The organism is Corynebacterium sp. HMSC072A02 (assembly GCF_001810085.1).
Classification (GTDB): Bacteria; Actinomycetota; Actinomycetes; order Mycobacteriales; family Mycobacteriaceae; genus Corynebacterium; species Corynebacterium hesseae.
Window position 1 is genome coordinate 1 of the sequence record NZ_KV799866.1, and the last position, 4706, is coordinate 4706.

7 protein-coding genes are annotated in these 4706 nt (G+C 59.8%); 1 reads left to right on the plus strand and 6 read right to left on the minus strand.

What is annotated here, in order from left to right; all coding sequences use genetic code 11:
* The 6 genes from HMPREF2698_RS10040 to HMPREF2698_RS10065 all read right to left on the minus strand — a co-directional run.
* Positions 1 to 238, minus strand: a 238-nt coding sequence (locus HMPREF2698_RS10040; protein WP_070564237.1) for an IS3 family transposase, incomplete at its 3' end; no start/stop codon positions are given.
* The gene (locus tag HMPREF2698_RS10045; protein WP_246819459.1) at positions 231 to 1196 is read right to left on the minus strand and encodes a vWA domain-containing protein; all 966 of its coding nucleotides are present in this window, start codon (positions 1194 to 1196) and stop codon (positions 231 to 233) included. The genes HMPREF2698_RS10040 and HMPREF2698_RS10045, both read right to left, overlap by 8 nt.
* 84 nt (positions 1197 to 1280) lie before the next feature.
* A complete protein-coding gene (locus HMPREF2698_RS10050; protein ID WP_070562757.1) occupies positions 1281 to 1727 on the minus strand; it encodes a DUF1990 domain-containing protein in 447 nt (148 codons plus the stop codon).
* A 3-nt stretch (positions 1728 to 1730) separates the two neighbouring features.
* Complete coding sequence (locus tag HMPREF2698_RS10055; RefSeq protein WP_070562760.1) at positions 1731 to 2039, minus strand: hypothetical protein; 309 nt, start codon at positions 2037 to 2039, stop codon at positions 1731 to 1733.
* A 47-nt stretch (positions 2040 to 2086) separates the two neighbouring features.
* Entirely contained in the window at positions 2087 to 2767 is a 681-nt protein-coding gene (locus tag HMPREF2698_RS10060) for a DUF4232 domain-containing protein (protein WP_070562763.1), read from the minus strand.
* Positions 2768 to 2792: 25 nt separating this feature from the next.
* Positions 2793 to 3221, minus strand: coding sequence for an NUDIX domain-containing protein (locus HMPREF2698_RS10065; protein ID WP_070562766.1), 429 nt, complete (start codon positions 3219 to 3221; stop codon positions 2793 to 2795).
* Between the two features lie 189 nt (positions 3222 to 3410).
* Between HMPREF2698_RS10065 and HMPREF2698_RS10070 the strand changes: the two genes are divergently transcribed.
* Positions 3411 to 4613 (plus strand): S1 family peptidase, encoded by a 1203-nt coding sequence (locus HMPREF2698_RS10070; protein WP_070562769.1) that lies wholly within the window; start codon positions 3411 to 3413, stop codon positions 4611 to 4613.
* Positions 4614 to 4706 lie beyond the last annotated feature (93 nt).

A 4706-nucleotide genomic window follows, 5' to 3' on the forward strand; every position in this document is an offset into this window, starting at 1 on the left:
GCAGCTTAGAGACTTCTTTTTCTAGCTGGCGGATTCGTTCAGAATCAGTCGTTGCTTGGGCTTTATCACGCATGGTCTTCGTGCGGGCACGTTTGCCGGTGCCGTACTGCTTAAGCCAGGAATAAAGTGAGGAACGATTGACTCCAAGCTCTGCTGAAGCCGCGTGAAGTGAGAGGTCCTCATTGTTTTCGTAGAGGGCCACAGCATCACGTTTGAACTGTTCGGAGTACCTAGGCATGGTGGTAGATTACCTTTCTTCCCAACCCAACCGGGCTGGATATCAGGTGTCTACCTAACAGGGTCAGGTCCGTGGTGAAGAAGGTAGTGGATTCAGCCGAGTGCCCTTTACCCTCCGTCGGAAGAAGAGTGGTGGAGAAGGCCTCTACGTCACGGTCTACCTTGGCCGGGGAACCTTCGGTTTCGCCGCCTTCGATCTCCTCTAAGTTTGACTCGTAGGCGTTGAAGGTGCGGGGTGCTGCGCGGTTCAGTTCCTTGGCCAAGCTATCGGCGTCGGAGGCGTCGGCGTAGGTGCCGCCGGTGGCGTCGGCAATGCACTGCAGTTCCTGCTGTGCCTCGGGCTCAACGTTGAAGCCGACGGTATTGATGACTAGGTCGATGCCCTGCTCCTTCAGCTCTTTCGCCACATCACACACGGGTGGCGGGGTGCAGGTGGCAACGCCATCGGAGACCAAGATGATGCTGCGCTGGCCTTCCTCTGGTAGCTCAGCGGCGGCCTTGCGTAGGGACTCGCCGATGGGGGTGAATCCTCGTGGCTGCAAGCCATCCATATGAGCGATCATCTTCTCAGAGTTACCGGCCTCGGGTGGTGTGACCACGGTGATGTCCTGGCAACCGGCCGCCTCATCTTCGGGGGCTTCGCCGGTGTTGCCGCCGTAGGTGACAAGCCCCAGAGGAGCGTCGTCACCAGCCTCGGTGATGAAGGTGCGGGCAGCCTCTTTGGCGGCATCAATGCGGGTCTGCCCGCCGGCATCGTTGGTGATCATCGAGCCGGAGGAATCGAAAACCACCATGGTTGGAGCCATGTTGCTGGAAGTGGAGTTGGCCGATTCGGAAGGTTTGTCTTCCGCGGCGGCTAAGGGAAACAGCCCGGTTGCAGCTGCGGCGGCTAAGACCGCGAGTATGGTCACTAAGGGCGCAAGTAGGGAGCGGAAAGTATGGCGAGGGAAAGTGTGCATGTGAGTTAAGTTACATGCCTTGTGGGTGCCTCGCTAGGCGAGCGTAGAGCTCAGGGGGAGTGGCCCCCGTTTACACCCCCGCTGCTAGTCATCTAAAGCCTGCAGGTAGAAGAAGCGGATTAGTGCGCGCCGGGGAATATCGAGAAGTGGGCGCAGGAAGCTAAGGCGGGCGGGCTGGGAGGAGGCGTCGACAAGCAGCAGCGTGCGTCCATCCCGTAGACGCTCCAGGGTGAAGGTCTCCTCGCCGCGCTCGATGTGGCCAGGGAGGGTGCCGTAGGTAAAGCCACAGCGGCCCTCCTCGCGGAATACACCCACCACTCGGCAGCGAAACTCCCACGGCCCCAATCCGAGCGAAACCTCCGCTCCTTCTTCTACGATGGCGTGGCTGGGAGTAACCCGGAAGAGGCCACTGCGCTGCAGGCCCCAGCGAAAAAGTTTGACTGCCGCAGTGTCATAATCAGCGTCGATGACGCGGGACATGTGCAGTTGTGGGAAGCTTGCGGTGGAGGAGTAGGAGAGTGGTTCGGGCATCGCTTAAGCCCTGTCGCCTGTACGGCGAAGCCAGGCGCAGAGTTCCTTCTGTGCGCGGTCCACACCTCCGGGGTAGCTTTCCTCAAGCTCGAGTTTGACGTTATCGAAAATGCGCTCTGAGATGAGCTCCGCGCGCTCTCTACTCAGTTGTCCTTGTAGTTCATCGAGCGGCACCTTGAGCTCCGTATAGGGGCTCGGGCGGAAGTACCAGGAGCGCATGTCTTCCGAATAGACGACAATAGTTGTCTTCGTCATGTGCGATTCCAGCACAACGTTCCCAAACACCAGCGACGTCAGCTTCTTGGATTCCATGGCCGCGAGTGTAGACCGATGTGAACGCCTGCTGCTTTTAAGCGGGTTTAACCTGCGGTAACCGGCTGGATGGAAAGGTAGTTGGCATCGCCAGCGCACCCTTCGAAGCCGGAAATTCGGATGAAGGCGCTGGCGGTTTCGCCGGGCGGGTAGACGCGCAGGCCGTCGGCCGCCTGGGGCTGGCAGGAAGTTGGGTCGAGGACACCGATGTTGGTCATCTTCAGGCCCGCACGGGCAGAGTGCCCGGGCTCGAGCGTGACGGTTGCTGTTTCTTGGCCCGATTCACGCTCGGCGGCGGGGCCGAGCTGGGTGCCGTCGTCATTGGTGACGGCAGAAACCCCGGGGAAGCCTTTCAACGTACACTGCGTGGAAGAAGTGTTGGTGAAGGTGATGTCAGCCAAGCGTGAGCCGGCGGCCCCCTGCGCGTTGGATAATCCGATATCGAGTAGCTGCGTGGTGCATGCGCCATCGGCTGTGGCTTGGGCAGTGTCGCGAGCGGTTTCGGTGCTGTCACCGGACTCAGGTGGTATTTGTTCGGAATCTTGCGCATCAGCGTCGGGTGCCTGCGGGTCTGCGGGTGCTGAAGCCCCGGATTCGGCGCTGGCTGCTTGAGCGGTGGGGGAGACAGCGGAAAGCGTGGCATCAGGGCTGTCGTCGGTGGCGCAGCCGGCCAGTGCAAGGGCAAAGGAACCGGCGGCGAGAACGGGGAGTAGTCGCTGCGTAATCATGGTGGGGAGTCTAGACGTTATGGACCTAGAGTTCCTGCAGGGCGGGGAATACCCTCTCCCTAAGTAATGGCGCGATAGTGACGTCCGGGGCGGCGGGATCGACCCAGGCTAGCTCGGCAATTTCCTTGTCAGGATGGGCAACGGAGATTTCTTCTTCACAGACATAGACGTGAGCGTGGATGGCGTGTGGGGCACCATTAGCCCCCGATGAGACGTAGGTGGCCAGGCGGCGCAGTTTCGACACATCAACCGTGGCGCGAACAGCCTCGTAGGCGATGAGCTGGGCAGCGTGGGCTGGGTTAATAGTCTCATCGATGGAGCCAAATGGCAGGACGAATTCTGGAGTATCGGTGGCGCGGATGACAAGAACGCGACCATGGTTATCGCGCAGGATGACAGCGACGATCTCAGCAATGTCTGCAGGAGATGACGAAGAATTGGCAGTCTCAGACATGCCTCCATAGTAGGTCCGCGTGGGGTCTGAGAGGCGGTGAAGGGAGAGAGGGGGCACCCGAAAACTGTCAGTAGTGTAACGGCTTGGACACAGTCCCTCACGTTAGAAAACGGCGACCCCAGTGCGCGTGTCATCATGGGGGAAGTCTTATAGACCAATACGAGAAGAAGTGAAAAGAGGAATTACTCAATGAGAAAAATTCCGCACCTTAAGAAAGTCATTGTGGGCTCGGCTTTCGCAGGTGCGTTCTTCCTGGGTAACCCAGTGGCGGGTGCTCAGGAGCTCCCCACCATCCCGGAGATTGATTCAGCAGGTTTCGTTGATCAGGTACGTGCGGATCTGCAGTCTGTGGGCATTGAGACCAAGCCCGTGGGCAAGGAGCTGACCGACGCCGTCGATACCGCCGTCAACGGTGCAACCGCGGCGGCATCGAAGGATGCGTCCCAGGCTGTTGCTGGCGCTGTGAACTCGCCTGCGGCGCAGCATCTCACACAGCAAGCGAATCTGAATACCCAGCTGCCGGATTTGGCTTCGGCGCAAGAATACGCCGATGCTAACGCCAGCATGGGACAAGCTCTGACAAACCCGACCCCCATCGGACTGCTGGAGGAAGCCACGCAGCCGGAATTTGTACCTCAGGGTACGGATCCGAACTATGTGTGGAAGAACGACCTGTTCTCCAAGGTTGCTGCTGGTAAACCGCACGCGGACTACGTTCTGCACCGAGTGCCTGGTTCTTACTACGATGCTCCCCAAATCCCCGAGGAATCTAACGTTGCGATGACCGAAGGGAAGTCTCTGTACGGCCCGGGTACCCCGCTGTACATTCGTGAGGACACCATGTGCACGCTGACGGCAGCCGGCACTGATGCCGAAGGCCGCAAGGTCGGTATTACTGCTGGCCACTGTGGAAATGTCGGCGATCCGGTGTCCTCGGCGGACTCCTGGCAGGTAGGCCCCACCGGCACCGTGGTAGCGAAGAACGCGAACCTGGACTACTCGCTCATCGAGTTTGGCTCCCAGGCCGAGGTAACCCGCAGCTATAACGGTGTGACCGCCCAAGGGATCGGTGGCACCACCCAGCCGGGCGATATTACCTGCAAGAGCGGTGTGGCTACCGGCCGCACATGTGGCATGACCTTCCAGCACAGTCAGAAGATCACCATCAACCAGGTGTGCGCGATGGTCGGAGATTCCGGTGCGCCGGTCTTCCACAATGGCCGCATTGTCGGCTCGGTATCCCGCGGACTGGTGCCAGGCCTGCCGTCGTGCCGCACCCCGTGGCAGGGCGCGCTGCACAACCCGACGGTCGTTTCTAATACCGATGTCATCATCGCGGATCTCAACCGCCGCGAGGGCGTAGGTTCCGGATTCACGCTTCCGGAGAACTAACCACCGCTGCGAAAAGGGGCCCTGCGGGGCCCCTTTAGTCGTGTGTGGGGTCCGTTTTCGTAAATAAGGCCGAAAAACTTGCGTTCTGAAGGG